The organism is Variovorax paradoxus, from assembly GCF_022009635.1.
Classification (GTDB): Bacteria; Pseudomonadota; Gammaproteobacteria; order Burkholderiales; family Burkholderiaceae_C; genus Variovorax.
Window position 1 is genome coordinate 266,808 of sequence record NZ_CP091716.1, and the last position, 13,703, is coordinate 280,510.

Annotated in this window: 15 protein-coding genes; 5 read left to right on the top strand and 10 right to left on the bottom strand. The window is 70.6% G+C overall.

Going from position 1 to position 13,703, the window contains the following annotated elements; all coding sequences use genetic code 11:
* The first annotated feature begins 3 nt into the window (after positions 1-3).
* The 4 genes from L3V85_RS01390 (at position 4) to L3V85_RS01405 (ending at position 3,355) form a co-directional block, all read left to right on the top strand.
* Positions 4-1,389, top strand: a complete 1,386-nt coding sequence (locus tag L3V85_RS01390; RefSeq protein ID WP_237680472.1) for an L-serine ammonia-lyase — start codon at positions 4-6, stop codon at positions 1,387-1,389.
* Between the two features lie 60 nt (positions 1,390-1,449).
* Complete coding sequence (locus L3V85_RS01395; RefSeq protein ID WP_237677653.1) at positions 1,450-2,280, top strand: isocitrate lyase/PEP mutase family protein; 831 nt, start codon at positions 1,450-1,452, stop codon at positions 2,278-2,280.
* A 5-nt stretch (positions 2,281-2,285) separates the two neighbouring features.
* The gene (locus L3V85_RS01400) at positions 2,286-2,864 is read left to right on the top strand and encodes a uracil-DNA glycosylase family protein (protein WP_237677654.1); all 579 of its coding nucleotides are present in this window, start codon (positions 2,286-2,288) and stop codon (positions 2,862-2,864) included.
* 86 nt (positions 2,865-2,950) lie between these two features.
* Positions 2,951-3,355 (top strand): RidA family protein, encoded by a 405-nt coding sequence (locus L3V85_RS01405; RefSeq protein WP_237677655.1) that lies wholly within the window; start codon positions 2,951-2,953, stop codon positions 3,353-3,355.
* A gap of 6 nt (positions 3,356-3,361) precedes the next feature.
* Here the strand turns inward: L3V85_RS01405 and L3V85_RS01410 are convergent, their stop codons facing one another.
* From L3V85_RS01410 to L3V85_RS01440, 7 genes are all read right to left on the bottom strand, one after another.
* On the bottom strand, positions 3,362-5,011 hold the full coding sequence (locus L3V85_RS01410) for an amidohydrolase (protein ID WP_237677656.1): 1,650 nt from the start codon (positions 5,009-5,011) through the stop codon (positions 3,362-3,364).
* Between the two features lie 113 nt (positions 5,012-5,124).
* Positions 5,125-6,114: a Bug family tripartite tricarboxylate transporter substrate binding protein gene (locus L3V85_RS01415; protein WP_237677657.1), complete on the bottom strand. Its 990-nt coding sequence runs from the start codon at positions 6,112-6,114 to the stop codon at positions 5,125-5,127.
* 64 nt (positions 6,115-6,178) lie between these two features.
* Complete coding sequence (locus L3V85_RS01420) at positions 6,179-6,538, bottom strand: cupin domain-containing protein (RefSeq protein ID WP_237677658.1); 360 nt, start codon at positions 6,536-6,538, stop codon at positions 6,179-6,181.
* 24 nt (positions 6,539-6,562) lie between these two features.
* Positions 6,563-7,570, bottom strand: coding sequence for a quinone oxidoreductase family protein (locus L3V85_RS01425; protein ID WP_237677659.1), 1,008 nt, complete (start codon positions 7,568-7,570; stop codon positions 6,563-6,565).
* 48 nt (positions 7,571-7,618) lie between these two features.
* Positions 7,619-8,509, bottom strand: coding sequence for a 3-keto-5-aminohexanoate cleavage protein (locus tag L3V85_RS01430; protein WP_237677660.1), 891 nt, complete (start codon positions 8,507-8,509; stop codon positions 7,619-7,621).
* Positions 8,506-9,270, bottom strand: coding sequence for an SDR family NAD(P)-dependent oxidoreductase (locus tag L3V85_RS01435; protein ID WP_237677661.1), 765 nt, complete (start codon positions 9,268-9,270; stop codon positions 8,506-8,508). Before L3V85_RS01435 ends, L3V85_RS01430 begins: the two co-directional genes overlap by 4 nt.
* A gap of 19 nt (positions 9,271-9,289) precedes the next feature.
* Complete coding sequence (locus tag L3V85_RS01440; protein WP_237677662.1) at positions 9,290-10,156, bottom strand: dioxygenase; 867 nt, start codon at positions 10,154-10,156, stop codon at positions 9,290-9,292.
* A gap of 130 nt (positions 10,157-10,286) precedes the next feature.
* Here L3V85_RS01440 and L3V85_RS01445 point away from each other — a divergent pair, with 130 nt between their 5' ends.
* The gene (locus tag L3V85_RS01445) at positions 10,287-11,321 is read left to right on the top strand and encodes a LacI family DNA-binding transcriptional regulator (RefSeq protein WP_237677663.1); all 1,035 of its coding nucleotides are present in this window, start codon (positions 10,287-10,289) and stop codon (positions 11,319-11,321) included.
* Positions 11,322-11,337: 16 nt separating this feature from the next.
* Here L3V85_RS01445 and L3V85_RS01450 read toward each other — a convergent pair whose 3' ends face one another.
* The 3 genes from L3V85_RS01450 to L3V85_RS01460 form a co-directional block, all read right to left on the bottom strand.
* Complete coding sequence (locus tag L3V85_RS01450) at positions 11,338-11,685, bottom strand: hypothetical protein (protein ID WP_237677664.1); 348 nt, start codon at positions 11,683-11,685, stop codon at positions 11,338-11,340.
* A gap of 16 nt (positions 11,686-11,701) precedes the next feature.
* Positions 11,702-13,375 carry a hypothetical protein gene (locus tag L3V85_RS01455; protein ID WP_237677665.1) on the bottom strand — a complete coding sequence of 558 codons (1,674 nt, stop codon included), beginning with the start codon at positions 13,373-13,375 and terminating at the stop codon, positions 11,702-11,704.
* A 64-nt stretch (positions 13,376-13,439) separates the two neighbouring features.
* The gene (locus tag L3V85_RS01460) at positions 13,440-13,634 is read right to left on the bottom strand and encodes a DUF1127 domain-containing protein (protein ID WP_237677666.1); all 195 of its coding nucleotides are present in this window, start codon (positions 13,632-13,634) and stop codon (positions 13,440-13,442) included.
* Positions 13,635-13,703: the final 69 nt, after the last annotated feature.

A 13,703-nucleotide genomic window follows, 5' to 3' on the forward strand; every position in this document is an offset into this window, starting at 1 on the left:
GCGCTGATGCTCTCCGCCTTCGACATCTTCAAGATCGGTATCGGGCCTTCGAGCTCCCACACCGTGGGGCCGATGCGCGCGGCGCTCATGTTCGCTCGCTCGCTCGAGGCACGGGGCGCGCTGGCGCAGGTGGCGCGCCTGCATGCCGACCTGTTCGGCTCGCTCGGCGCCACGGGCCACGGCCATGCCACCGACCAGGGCGTGATCCTCGGCCTCTTCGGCGACGCACCCGACACGGTACGGCCGGAGACCGTGCAGCCCCGGCTGGAGGCGCTGCGCCGCACCGGGCAGCTCGACCTGCTGGGCCGCAAGTCCATCGCCTTCGACCGCGTGCGCGACATCGCCTTCCGCGGCGAGGAGTCGCTGCCCGAGCATCCCAACGCCATGCGCTTCACCGCGTTCTCGGCCGAAGGCGCCGTGCTGGCCGAGGGCACGTATTTTTCGGTCGGCGGCGGCTTCGTCGTCGAGGGCGGGCAGGCCGTGGCCGAGACGGTGGCCGCCGCGGCCGCCGTGCCGCATCCTTTCACGACCGGTGACGAGCTGATGGCGCAGTGCCAGGTCACCGGCCTCTCGGTGGCCGAGCTGGTCATGCGCAACGAGTGCATGTGGCGGCCCGAGGCCGAGGTGCGCGCCGGCCTGCTGCGCATCTGGGGCGTGATGCAACAGTGCGTGCAGCGCGGCTTCGGCATCGACAACCCGCTGGCCGCGCAATCGTTGCCCGGCCCGCTGCGCATGCGCCGCCGCGCGCCAGAGTTGAACCGCGAGCTGCTGGCGCAGGCCGGCGCCGCCGATCCGCTCGCGGTGATGGACTGGGTCAACGCCTTCGCGATGGCGGTGAACGAAGAGAACGCCGCTGGCGGCCGTGTCGTCACCGCGCCCACCAACGGCGCGGCCGGCGTGGTGCCGGCCGTGATGCACTACTACCAGCGCTTCGTGCCGCGGGCGGGCGACGACGGCATCGTCGACTTCCTGCTCACCGCCGCGGCCATCGGCATGCTCTACAAGGCCAACGCCTCCATCTCCGGTGCCGAGGTCGGCTGCCAGGGCGAGGTGGGCGTGGCCTGCTCGATGGCGGCGGGCGCGCTGGCGGCGGTGCTCGGCGCCACGCCCGCGCAGGTCGAGAACGCGGCCGAGATCGGCATGGAACACAACCTGGGCCTGACCTGCGATCCGGTCGGCGGCATGGTGCAGATTCCCTGCGTGGAGCGCAACGCGATGGGCGCCGTGAAGGCCATCAACGCGGCGCGCATGGCGCTGCGCGGCGACGGCAGCCACTACGTGTCGCTCGACGCGGTGATCCGCACCATGAAGCAGACCGGCGAGGACATGAAGTCCACCTACAAGGAGACTTCGCTGGGGGGGCTTGCGGTCAACGTGGTGGAGTGCTGACGGAGGCTGCGTCAGAATGACCGGCTCACTGTTGTATCCAACACAGAAAGCCGAGGCCACATGACCCGCTCCGTCGCCGAAAAGCGCGCCGACTTCCGCGCCCTCCACGAAAAAGGCTGCTTCGTCATTCCGAACCCCTGGGACACGGGCAGCGCGCGCTACCTCGAAGGCCTGGGCTTCAAGGCGCTGGCCACCACCAGCTCCGGCTTCGCATGGTCGCAAGGCTATGCCGATGGCGCCTTGTCGCGCGAATACATCCTCGCGCACCTGCGCGAACTGGTGGCCGCCACCGACCTGCCCGTGAACGCCGACTTCGAAAACGGTTTTGCCGCCGATGCCCCGGGCGTGGCCGAGAGCGTGCGACTGGCCATCGAGACCGGCGTGGCCGGCCTGTCGATCGAGGACTCGACGGGCAACGCCGCCGACCCGCTTTTCCCCGTCGACGTGGCGGTCGAGCGCATGCGCGCCGCGCGCAAGGCCATCGATGCCTCGGGCGCCGACGTGCTGCTGATCGGCCGCGCCGAGAACTTCTTCGCCGGCCGGCCCGACCTGGACGACGCCATCGCGCGGCTCAAGGCCTATTCGAACGCGGGCGCCGACTGCCTTTACGCGCCGGGCATCAAGACCCGCGAGCAGATCGCGGCGGTGGTCGCGGCCGTGGCGCCCAAGCCGGTCAACCTGCTGGTCGGCGGCAGCAGCGAACTGAGCATGGTGGACATCGCCGAACTCGGCGTGCGCCGCGTCAGCGTGGGCGGCGGCATGGCCCGCGCGGCCTGGGGCGGCTTCATGCGCGCGGCGCGCACGCTCGCCGACGAAGGCCGCTTCGACGGCTTCGCGGACGCCGCGCCGGGCAGCGAACTCAACGCCTTCTTCCGCCCGTTCGCAGGCTGAGCACGGTGGATGCGCTGCTCGCCGAGGTGCGTGCCTGCCGCGCATGCGCGGTGCACCTGCCGCTCGGGCCGCGTCCCGTGGTGCAGGCCAGCGCGGGCGCGCGGCTGCTGCTGGTCGGGCAGGCGCCCAGCCTCACGGTGCACAAGACAGGCGTGCCGTGGGACGACAGGAGCGGCGAACAGCTGCGCCGCTGGCTCGGCGTGGACCGTGCCGTCTTCTACGACCCCGCGCGCATCGCGCTCATGCCGATGGGCTACTGCTACCCGGGCCGCGGCAAGAGCGGCGACCTGCCGCCGCGCCGCGAGTGCGCCGCGCTGTGGCACGACAAGCTGCTGGCGCAGATGCCGCGCATCGAACTCACGCTGCTCATAGGCCAGTACGCGCAGCGCCACTTCCTCGGCAAGGCCGCGCGCGCCAACGTGACCGAGACGGTCGAGGCCTTCGCGGACTACGCGCCGCGCTTCATTCCGCTGCCGCATCCGTCGCCGCGCAACACCGGCTGGTTCAAGCACCACCCGTGGTTCGAGAGCGACGTGCTGCCCGTGCTGCGAGAGCGGGTGCGCCTGGCGCTCGGCGCCGCCTGACGCGCGCCATACTTCGTCGCGCAACGAAGCGAGGCTGCGCCTTCGCGGACATCATCCGGGCTTTGCTGCAACAGAAAGCCCGTCTCATGAAACGCGAAGTCATCCGTGTCGAACCGATCTCGACCTGGCTGGACAACTGGAAAGCGCCGGTCTCGGTCGTCACGCGGCACGGCGACACGGTGTATGTGTCGGGCCTGCCGCCCTTCGATCCGGCCACCGGGCAGGTGGTGCTCGACGCCTCGCTCGAGCGGCAGGCCGAACTGGTGCTCGAGCAGCTCAGGCTGTGCCTCGAAGCCGCGGGTTCCTCGCTGGACCGGGTGCTCAAGTGCAACGTGTACTGCACCTCGGTCGAGAAGTTCGCGGCGGTCAACGCCATCTATGCGCGCTACTTTCCGAACGACCCGCCCGCGCGCATCTTCGTCTGCGTGCCGGCGTGGCCGGGGCGCTTCGACATCGAGATCGACTGCATCGCCGCCGTTCGCGAGGCCTGAGCGAGGTCAGCGCGCCGACGCCACCGGCGTTGCGGCTGCATCGAAGGGCCGCGCCGCATACACCACGCGCCCGCCCACCACTGTCATCAGCGACGTGGTCTTGCCGATGCGCTCCAGCGGCACGCTGAGGACGTCCTGGTCGAGCACCGCGAAGTCCGCGAGCTTGCCGACCTCCAGCGTGCCGCGCCGGTTCTCGTCGAAGCTGAACCACGCGCTGCCCGCCGTATAGAGGCGCAGCGCCTCCTCGCGCGAGGGCGTCTCGTCGGGGCCGCGCATCGCCTTGCCGCTCACCGTCTTGCCGTCGAGCATCCATTGCAGTGCCACGAAGGGGTTGTACGAGGCCACGCGATGCGCGTCGGTGCCCGCGCCCACGTGCACGCCGGCGCGCAGCGCGGTGCCTATGGGCGGCATGCGCCGTGCCGCGTCGCCGCGCACGGCGAGCGCGCGGTCGCCCTGGAAGTACATCGCGTCCTGCATGGTCCAGCCGATGCCCAGCGCCTTCATGCGCGCGAGCGTCTCGGGCGAGGCGTCGTCCAGGTGCGCGATCGACCAGCGCAGGTCCTTGATCGGTACCTCGGCGTTCAGCTTCTCGTACAGCCCGAGCAGATGGTCGACCGAGCCGTTCTCCTGCCAGTGGATGGTGACGGCCAGCTTGCGCTGCGCCGCCCACTTGACGAGTTCGTAGAACTTCGCCTTCGCCGCTTCGTCGGGGAAGTTGTTGTTGTACATCGCGAGCGTCACGCGTTCGCCCAGTCCGTTGAACTTGAGCATGTCGTCGCCGAAGCCCATCGGCAGCATCTGCGTGAGGTCGCGGAACTCCTGCAGCTCGGCGCCGGGCTTCTGCGCGAACACGCTGTAGGCCACGCGCAGCGTCAGCGCCTTCTCGCGCCACAGCTCGAAGAGCGCCGCGTACTGCGAGGGCGCGATGCTGAAGCCGCCCGGGTCCACCAGGCCGGTGATGCCGAGCCGGTTCAGCTCGGTGAAGAAGGCGCGCGTGCCGGCCACGTTGTCTTCGTAGGTCGGCTTGGGCAGCTTGTCGAACAGCGCCGAGATGCCGACGATGTCGCCGCTCATCCAGCCCGGCGCGCCGTCGGGCGACGGCTTCATGCCCGCGGGCAGCGCGCCGGCGGGAACGGCCAGCGCCTCGAGCGCCTTGGGCGTCATTACCACCGCTTCGTAGAAGAGCTGCACGTACACCGGGTTGTTCGGCGCGGCTTCCTGCAGTTCGGCCAGCGTGGGGCGGCGGCGCTCGGCGAACTGCTGCTCGGTCCAGCCGCCGGCCACGATCAGCCAGCCGCCGGGGCGCGCGTTGGCGGCGGCGGTGCGGATGCGCGCCATCGCCTCGGCGATGCTGCCGGCGCCGATCCAGTTGACTTCCGTCGAGTAGCTGAGCGCGGCGCGCACCGCGTGCATGTGCGAGTCGATCAGGCCGGGGATGACGGTGCGCCCGCCCGCGTCCACGGTGCGCGTGGCGGGGCCCGACAGCGCGCGCACCTGCGCGGCGTTGCCGACGGCCACGATGCGCCCGTCGCGCACGGCAATGGCCTGCGCCATGGTGCCGGCCGCATCGAGCGTGGCGATCTTCGCGTTGGTGACGACGAGGTCCGCCGGTTGCGCCTGTGCGGCAAGGGTCAGGGCGAAGAGGCTGGCAAGCACCAGCGCCTTGCCAGGGACACCGCGGAACCGGCTTTGCCGGGCCACAGGTGTCGCCCCCTGCAAGGGGGTTGGCGTAGCGACACGAAGTGCGCGAAGACTGGGGGTGAGCTTCATCAGTCGACCTTGATGCTGGCGGCTTTCACGACCTGCTGGGCCTTGCCGGTTTCTTCGACGATGAACTTGTTGAACTGCGCCGACGGCATCGTGAACGGTTCGGCGCCCAGCTTCTCCAGCCGCTCCTTCAGTTCGGGCGACACCATGATCTTCGCGACCTCGGCCTGCAGCCGGTCGACCACCGGCTGCGGGGTCTTCGCGGGCGCGAACAGTCCCACCCAGAACAGGTACTCCGAGCCCGGCACGCCGGCCTCCACCGTCGTCGGCGCGTCGGGCAATGCCGACGAGCGCTTGCCGGTGCCCACGGCCAGCGCCTGCAGCTTGCCGGTCTTGATGAGCGGCAGCGCCGACACCATCGGCGCGAAGAACCAGTCCACGCGCCCGGCCATCACCTCGGTCATGGCCTCCGGCGTGCCGCGGAAGGGCACATGCTGCGCGTCGATGCCCGCCGCGAGGCGGAACACCTCGGCGTTCATGTGCGTGGCCGAGCCGTTGCCGGCGGAGCCGTAGTTGAAGCCGCCCGGCTTGGCCTTGACCTTGGCCACCAGGTCCTTCACGTCGGTGAAGTGCGAGGGCGCCGTCACCAGCACGTTGGGCAGGCTGGCCATCGGCGTGATGCCGGTGAAGTCTTTCAGCGTGTCGTACGACAGGCCCTTGTAGATCCACGGGTTCACCAGGTGGCCGGCCGAATGCACCAGCAGCGTGTAGCCGTCGGCCGGCGACTTGGCCGTGATGGCCGCGCCCAGCGTGCCGCCGGCGCCGGGCTTGTTGTCCACGATCACGCTGGTGCCCAGGGCGGGCCCGAGCTTCTCGGCCACGAGCCGCGCGACGATGTCGGTGCCGCTGCCCGCCGTGAACGGCACGACCAGCCTGACCGGCTGCGTGCCGGGCCACGGGCCCTGCGCGTGGGCGCCGCCGAGCGCGCAGGCCGCGAGAGTCGCCGCCACGGCCAGCGCGCGCCGGCGGCTCCAGTTGAGTGTCTTCTTCATGCGTCTTGTCTCCGTTGATTTATTTGGTTGAGCGATGAATGACCGGGAAGAGAGAAGGCGGCGGCTACGGCGGCGGTGCGTTGGTGGGCATCACCAGCGCGACCAGCACCGGCCGGTTCGTGCGGTTCTCCAGCTGGCGCTTTTCGCCGGGCGCGAAGCGGCAGCTGTCGTACTGCTCGAGCACGTCTTCCTGGTGCGCGCCGTCGATCTCGCCGACCACATGGAGCTGGCCTTCGAGCACGAGATAGAGCTTCTCCATCGGCGAGCCGTCCAGGCCGGTGTGGCCGCCGGGCAGGATCTGGCTCATGCCCATCCACATCTGCGTGGAGGGGCCGGCTTCCTTGCCTTGCAGGCGCAGGCAGCGCATGTCGAAATGGTTGGGCGCCTCGTAGTGCGGCGCCTCGCTGAAACGGGTCACGTGCATGGGATGTGCTCCAGGGTGGGTTCTTCAGGGCCGCAGCACGACGCGGTCGGTGCTGCCCGAGAGCACCAGCCGGTAGGCGTCCATGGCCTCGTCGAGCGTGAAGTGGCGCGCCACGGGAAAGGGCTTCAGCGTGCCGCGCTCGAAGCCGTCGCGCATGGCGTCGAGCTGCGCGGTGCTGGCAATGCAGTCCATCGCCAGCGAGTCGATGCCCACGAAGGTGTGCATGCCCCGGTAGAACGCGAAGATGTCGAAGGGCACCGCGCGGTCGTGCGTGGCGATGAAGATCTGCGTCGCGCCCTTGGCCATGGCCTTGTTGGCGGCCTCGAAGTAGGCGCTGCCGACGGTGTTGTAGACGATGTGCGCGCCGCGCCCGTCGGTAAGCTCACGCACTCGCGCGGCGACGTCGGTGTGGTGGCGCGCGTCGATCACGTCCACGGGCCCGTTCGCGAAGCCCGCGTAGGGCCCGGCGTGCCGCTGCACCGCGATCACGCGCGCGCCGGCCTGTGAGGCCAGTTGCACTGCCGCCTGCCCGACCTTGCCGTTGGCGCCGAGCACCAGCACGGTCTGCCCGGCCTGGGGCATGCCGCTGCGCCGAAAGCCTTCGTACGCGGTGACGAAGGGCACGCCCACCGCGCCGGCCTCGTCCATCGAAATGCCCCGGGGCTTGGCGCGCAGCGCCTGTTCGGGCAGCACCAGATAGCGCCCGTGCGATCCGTCGCGCGTGATGCCGACGTCGCCGCCGGAGCCGTAGACCTCGCGCCCGATCCATTCGGCGGGCCCGCTCACCACGGTGCCCGCGAAGTCGCGCCCGGGGGTGCGGGGCCACACGGCCTGCGGCATGATGCCCAGCGTCGCCTTGACGTCGCTGGGGTTCACCGCGGCGGCGGCGACACGCACGACGGCATGGCCCGCGGGCGGCGCGGGTTCGGCCTGCGGCGCGGCATGGAGCTGCAGCGCGTCGAGGCTGGCGGCTTTCTCGCTCACGCGCAATGCGCGGGAGGTGTGGGTCGTGTGCATGGCAGCGACGTTCATCTCTGGTTTCCTGCTTGCTGTGTTCTGGGGGCTCGTCGGTGGGGTGCGCTAGCTGCGGGCATCCGGAAGACCCAGCATCGCGCGCGCCTCGCGCGGGTTGGCCACTTCGCCTCCAAGGCTCACGAGGATGTCGCGCGCCTTCGCCACCAGTTGCGCGTTGCTCTCGGCGAGCACGCCCTTCTCGAGGTAGATGTTGTCTTCCATCCCCACGCGCACATGGCCGCCCAGCAGCCAGGCCTGAGCGACGATCGGGAACTCCATGCGGCCGATGCCGAAGGCGCTCCAGAAGGCGCCGCGCGGCAGCATGTTGCGCGCGTAGAGCAGCGTCTCGGGCGTCGGCGCGAAGCCGTACTTCACGCCGAGCACGAAGGTCCACATGGCGGGGCCATCGAGCGTGCCGTCCGCGATCAGGTCCAGCGCCAGGTTGATGTCGCCCGAATCGAAGATCTCCAGTTCCGGCTTCACGCCCGCCTCGCGCATCACCTTCGCCATGCGGCGCACGTTCTTCGGCGTGTTGATGACCACGTCGGGGCCGGAGTTCATGGTGTTCAGGTCGAGCGAACACACATCGGGCCTGATGAGCGCGATGTGCTCCACGCGCTTCTCGGGCGGCAGCAGCGTGGTGCCGGGCGCGGCGACCTTCGGGTCGTCCTCGCTCGGAATGAAGCGCCCGCCGGGGCCGGTCGTGAGGTTGACGATCAGCTCGCGGTTCTCGCGGCGGATGCGGTCCACCACCTCGCGGTACAGCTCCACCTCCATCGACGGCTTGCCGGTTTCCGGATGGCGCACATGAATGTGCACCTGCGCCGCGCCGGCCTCGGCGGCGGCCAGGCATTCGTCGGCGATCTGCACCGGCGTGATCGGCAGGTGCGGCGTCTGCTCCGGCTTCACGAGGTTGCCCGTGACGGCGCAGGTGATGAGTGTCTTGGCGGCGCTCACAGGTGGCGCCCTCCGTCGACCACGATGCGCGTGCCGGTGACGAAGCGCATGGTGGTGGCCAGCGCCTCGACCGTGGCGGCCACGTCGTCGGGCTTGCCGATGCGGCCCAGCGGCGTGGTGCTGGCCATCTTGCTGGCGAACTCCGCGCCGCGCCCCGGCACGAAGCCCGATTCCACCGCGCCCGGCGACACCGACACCACCCGCACCGCGGGCGCCAGCGCCTTGGCCAGCGCGTCGCCGACCACGTCGAGCCCGGCCTTGGCCGCCACGTAGGCCAGGTTGCTGCCCACGCCCGTGAAGCCCGCGATCGACGAGATGTTGGCCACGAGCCCGTCGCCGCTGGCCTTGAGCATCGGCGCGAAGGCGCGGATGGTGGCGAACACGCCGCGGAAGTTGGCGCGCACGATGTCGTCGATGAGCTCGTCGGTCAGCGCGTCCAGGTCGGCGGCCGGCACCGGCTGCGTGTGGCCCGCGCTGTTGACCAGGATGTCGCAGCGCCCGAGCGTGGCCTTCACCTCGGCGGCGGCGGCCACGAGGCTCGCCGAGTCGACGATGTCGGCGCGGATCGCCGCATGGCGCTGGCCGTTGGCGGAGGGCAGGGCGGCCGCGCGCGCCGCCGCGTCGCCGCCCTTGCGGTGCAGCAGCACGCAGGTGGCGCCGAGCGCGGCCAGGCGCGTGGCCGTGGCATAGCCGATGGCGCCGAGGCCGCCGGTGATGACGGCGACCTTGCCGTCGAGTCTGGAGACAGGATCGAAGCTCATATCAATAGGGGGAGTTGGTTCAGGGAATCGGGGGGCGCGGGAATTTCATTTCGCCGGGCTCTAGTTCGAAGTCGTGGTGCATGGACGCGCTCTTGCCATCGGGCGCCAGCGCGAAGCGCCCGATCAGCCTGCGCGTCACGCCGAAGGTCGGGTCGCTTTCGAGGTTCTCGTCGTCGTCCGCGAAGACCTGCGTGATCAGCACCTTGTGGCCGGGCTTGCTCACCATGAAGTGCAGGTGCGCGGGCCGGTTCGGGTGGCGCACCTGCGCGCGCAGCAGCACGCCGCAGGGCCCGTCGGTCGGTACCGGGTAGCCGGCCGGGCGCACGCTGCGAAAGCGGAAGCGCCCTTCGGCGTCGGTGAAAAAGCGCCCGCGCAGGTTCATGTCTTCCTGCGCCGGGTCCTGGTTTTCATAGAGGCCGACGGGCGAGGCCTGCCATACGTCGACCGTGGCGCCGGCCACCGGGCGGCCCTCGTGGTCGCGCACCGTGCCCGTCACTTCGAGCGGCGTGCCGGGCGTGCCCGAGCGCGCGATGTCGTCGCCCAGCGCGCAGGCCGGTGCATTGGCGCGCCAGAACGGCCCGAGCAGCGCGGCGGGCGATTCGCCGTGCGGGTCCTGGTTGTTCTGCAGCGCGACCACGGTCGACACGCCCAGGATGTCCGCCGCCAGCACCACCTCGTTCTTGGTCTCGCCCGTGGCGTGGCCGATGGCGACGATGAATTCGAGCGCCTGCTCGAACTCGTCTTCCGTCAATTTCACTTCCTGCACCAGCGCATGCAGGTGGCGCGTGACCGCTTCCATCACGGTGCGCAGCCGCGGGTCGGGCGTGTTCTTCATGGCGTCGAGCACATGGCCCAGCACCGAGTCGGGGGAGGTGGCGATGTTCATGGTGGATTCGTGCAATCGTTTGCACGATATTAGCCATATTTGCCGAAAAGTAAAATGGAGGTTTCCGGCAGACCCTGAGGGAAGCATTGGCACCCGATGCCGGCCGGCCTCGCGACAATCGTTTGCACCAATGAGCACCAGCCCGACTTCTTCGTCTTCCGCCACCGTCACCATCCGCGACGTCGCCCGTGCCGCCGGCGTGCATGTGTCGACCGTCTCGCGCGCGCTCAGCCCCGAGAAGCGCTCGCTCATCAGCGAGGAGGTGCTTCGCGTGGTCGAGGAGGCGGCGCAGCGGCTGGGCTACCGGCCCAACCGCGCGGCCTCTGCATTGCGCACGGGCCGCACCCACACCATCGGCGTGCTGGTGCCGGACATCACCAACGCGGTGTTCCCGCCGATCCTGCAGGGCATCGAGGCCAGCGCGGCGGCGCGCGGGTACTTCGTGTTCGTCACCAACGTGGCCGACCCGGCGCTGGCGCGGCCGGTGCTGGAGCGCATGCTCGCGCAGCGCGTCGACGGCGTGGTCATGGCCACCGCCACGCGCGACGACCCGCTGGTCGACTTCGTCGCCAAGGCCGGCATGACGGCCGTGCTGGTCAACCGCGCCGACGAAACCGGCCGCCTGCCGGCCGTGGTCAGCGATGACCGGCTGGCGATGAAGCTCGCGGTCGACCATCTGGTGGCGCTCGGCCACAAGCGCATCGCGCACCTGGCGGGGCCGCAGACCATCCCGACCGGCGTGGGCCGGCGCCTGGGTGTGGAGCAGGCCCTGCGCGACCACCGCATGAAGCCCTTCCGCGTGGTCGAGTGCGCGAGCTACAGCCGCGAGGCCGGCGCGCTGGCGATGAAGCAGATGCTCGAGGCCGGCGCGGCCCCGCAGGCGGTGGTGTGCTGCAACGACCTGGTGGCGCTGGGCGCCTACGACGCGCTGCGCGAAGCCGGCCTGCGCGTGCCGCAGGACATTTCCGTCACCGGCCACAACGACATGCCGCTGGTCGACATGGTCGACCCGCCGCTCACCACCATCCGCCTGCCGCACCGCGAGCTGGGCTGGCGCGCGGCCGAGATGCTGTTCGACGAGATCGACGGCCGTTCGATGTCGGCATCGACCGTGGTGCTGCGCCCGGAGCTGGTGGTGCGCCAGTCGACCGCCGCGCCGCGCTGACGAGCGGCGAAGCGCCTTACTTCATGCGCCACCACAGGGCGGCGATGTCGTCGCTCAGGCCCGCGAGCAGCAGCGCCACGGCGACCAGCGCGACCAGCGCCTTGGTGCGCCCCGACATCTTTTCCTTGGGCGCGAAGTCTTCGGCACGGCCGCTGAAATGCACGCCGCAGTAGGGGCAGCGCAGCACGTAGCCGAAGACCGGCTCGCCGCAGCGGATGCAGGGCACTTCGCCGGGGCCCGGCTCGGACGCGGACGACGAGGCTGCGTCGCGCGCGGCCTGCTCCGCGGCACGCTGTTGCTGCTGTCGGGCACGGCGTTCGCGGTGCGCGGCCAGGTCGATGGGTTCGTGGGAGTTGTCGGGCATGGTCGGACCCCGAAGTCTAGGACGCGATTTTCTTTCGTGCAGCAGGCCGGCGCGGCGGCTTTGCCTCCAGCACCAGTTCGGCCGGCAGCGTGTCGTTCCACGATTCCGTGAAGTAGGCGCGGTCGCTCGGCACCAGCTGCGGCAGCGCCTCGCGCAGCAGGGCGAGCGACTGCTCGGCGGCCTTCAGCTCGCCGGCGTGGGCGGCGTACCAGGCGTGCTCGAACAGCAGGCTGCAATGCTGCAGGCCCGGGTAGCGGCGCCGCCCGGCCTGGTGGTCGGCCAGCCGCGCCTGCGCCACCTGCACCCAGCGCGCAGGCCAGTTCGTGGCGTCGAAGGCATCGGCCAGCGGGCCGGCGAGCTTCGATACGGCGGCCGGGTCCAGCGGTTTCTGCGCGCGGAACTGCGCCAGAGTGGGCTGCTTCTCGGGTCGGCAATGGCCGCGCGCGATGCGCATCAGGTAGATGGCGTTCCATGCCGAGCGGCCTTGGCCGTCGGTGTGGCCGCACAGCCATTCGCTGAAGGCGATCCATTGCACCGCGCGGCGCGTGGTGTCGGCGTTGCCGTGCTGCGCGAGCGCGGGCAGGTCGGACAGGCCCACGCGGTCGAACAGCCACGCGGCCATGCCCATGTTGGCCGCCACATGCTGCGCCGCGTCGAAGGAGTGCGATTCGAAAGCCGCCGCCAGCGCCTCGCCGAAGCGGCGCAGCGACTCTTCGGCGAGCGCCGCGGAGGCCGGCTTGTCGTCGGCCGAAAGCCCGAGCGCGCGCGATCGGCACACCAGCGCCCACAGGTTGCACCACTCGAAGCGCACGTCGGGGTGATGCCGCAGCACCAGCCCGCGCGCGGCGTCGTCGGCCATGCCGCCCAGCAGAGACTGCGCCAGCGGCAGGTCGCGCGCGGTGTAGGCGCACCAGGCGGCGACGATGCACTCCATCGCGCCGAGGTAGTCGTTGCCCGCCACATGGTGCGCGAGCCGCTGCTTCTTGAGTGCCTGCAGCCGGCGCCGCGCCTGCTCGTTGTCGCCGAGCCGGCGCCACAGCATGGCCTCGTTGAGCGTGACCAGCGCGCGCTGGAAGTCGGTGGCGGCCAGCGTGCCGGCCAGGCGTATGGATTCGAGCGCGCTGGCCGGTTGGGCGCCGGCACTCGCATCGCCCGTGTTCATGCCTGCCACCGGCGCCATCAGCCGGCCCTGCCGCGCCGCCTGCTGCGACGCGACCAGCTGCTTCCAGAAGGCGGCGTCCTGCAGATGCACCGCGTCGGGCGGCGGCGAGCCGGCGGCCGCCTGCGACTTGCGCGCGCGCAGCCCCAGGAACGAGGCCACTTCGGCCGCGGTGGCCGCACGGCCTTCCACCAGCACGCGCACGCGCCGGGCCTCGACGGCGGGCAGCCAGAACGGCCCCTGGCTGCGCCGCTCGGCATTGAGGAAGCGCGGCTCGCGCAGCGTGTCTTCGCCCCAGCCGACCTCGATGTTCCAGGCCTTGAAGTCGCGGAACGCGCGGCTCACCACCATGCGCAGCGTGCTGGCGTCGGACACTTCGCCGCGCAGGTCGACCAGCCGCACGACGCCGGTGCCGGCTTCCTGCGCGTGCTGCATGCGCACCAGCAGCCAGAGCGATTGAAAGGCCGCGCGCCGGCCGTTGACCGACTGCGGCGAGGTGAGTTCGATGGAAAGAAGAGCGGGCTTGGACACGCCCCGGATTGGACCTCAAAACCGGCGCGATACCTGAAGAAGAAAAGCGCCTGCCCGGTCCGGCTCAGTGGCGGTGGCGGTCCAGCAGCTCGGGCACTTCGCTGCGCCCGATGCCCAGGTCGCGCAGCTCGTGGTCGCTCATGCCGGCCAGGTGCCGCGTGTCGGCCCGCGCGCGGCGGCGATTCATCACGCGGCGTCGCCAGCCGCGCAGGGCATGGATCAGGCGTTGATGAAAGGACGATGGCTTCGGCGCGGTCACGATGGGCTCCTTGGTTGGGAGCGCTCATCTTCCGGCGGCGCGTGATATTGTGGAAGTTGAGAATCCTGA

Bases quoted from the DNA above. Each gene is read 5' to 3' on its own strand.
- L3V85_RS01395 (WP_237677653.1), top strand. From the start codon at position 1,450: ATGACCCGCTCCGTCGCCGAAAAGCGCGCCGACTTCCGCGCCCTCCAC.
- L3V85_RS01405 (WP_237677655.1), top strand. From the start codon at position 2,951: ATGAAACGCGAAGTCATCCGTGTCGAACCGATCTCGACCTGGCTGGAC.
- L3V85_RS01415 (WP_237677657.1), bottom strand. From the start codon at position 6,114: ATGAAGAAGACACTCAACTGGAGCCGCCGGCGCGCGCTGGCCGTGGCG.
- L3V85_RS01420 (WP_237677658.1), bottom strand. From the start codon at position 6,538: ATGCACGTGACCCGTTTCAGCGAGGCGCCGCACTACGAGGCGCCCAAC.
- L3V85_RS01425 (WP_237677659.1), bottom strand. From the start codon at position 7,570: ATGAACGTCGCTGCCATGCACACGACCCACACCTCCCGCGCATTGCGC.
- L3V85_RS01435 (WP_237677661.1), bottom strand. From the start codon at position 9,270: ATGAGCTTCGATCCTGTCTCCAGACTCGACGGCAAGGTCGCCGTCATC.
- L3V85_RS01440 (WP_237677662.1), bottom strand. From the start codon at position 10,156: ATGAACATCGCCACCTCCCCCGACTCGGTGCTGGGCCATGTGCTCGAC.
- L3V85_RS01445 (WP_237677663.1), top strand. From the start codon at position 10,287: ATGAGCACCAGCCCGACTTCTTCGTCTTCCGCCACCGTCACCATCCGC.
- L3V85_RS01450 (WP_237677664.1), bottom strand. From the start codon at position 11,685: ATGCCCGACAACTCCCACGAACCCATCGACCTGGCCGCGCACCGCGAA.